The organism is Vibrio sp. 1288 (genome assembly GCF_033344475.1).
Window position 1 is genome coordinate 1 of sequence record NZ_JAWPOX010001028.1, and the last position, 536, is coordinate 536.

The following is a 536-nucleotide window of genomic DNA, read 5'->3' on the forward strand; positions in this document are numbered from 1 at the left end:
CACATCGCGTGCTCGGCGGTTCGAGCCAGCAGTTCAGAACCCACACCACACGTTTTACTGGCTTCATGTACAACCAGCAGGCGTCCGGTTTTCTCTAGTGAACGGAAAATCGTCGCGGTATCAATCGGCTTAATACTTGCCAGATCAATGACTTCGACTTCGATCCCTTGGCTTGATAGGGTTTGCGCAGCTTGGAGAGATTCAACAACACATGCTCCCCATGTCACGAGCGTAATATCTCGGCCTTTGCGCAGCGTAAAACAAGTGTCTAACGGTAATGCTTCCCCGTTATCAATCACTTCGGATTTAACGGTGCGATAGATGCGTTTGGGTTCAAAGAACATCACTGGATCGTTACTGCGAATGGCAGCAAGCAACAAACCGTAAGCACGCTGAGGGGAAGATGGAATCACCACTTTAAAGCCTGCGGTATGTGCAAACAGTGCTTCAATGCTTTCTGAGTGGTGTTCCGGCGCGTGAATGCCGCCACCAAAAGGCGCGCGGAATACAGCCGGACAAGTGAGGCGTCCACGAGT

At 51.3% G+C, this 536-nt stretch carries 1 protein-coding gene; it reads right to left on the minus strand.

The window, feature by feature from the left end; translation table 11 throughout:
• Positions 1-536: alpha-ketoacid dehydrogenase subunit beta (locus R8O11_RS30725; protein ID WP_318195320.1), on the minus strand; the 536-nt coding region annotated here is incomplete at both ends.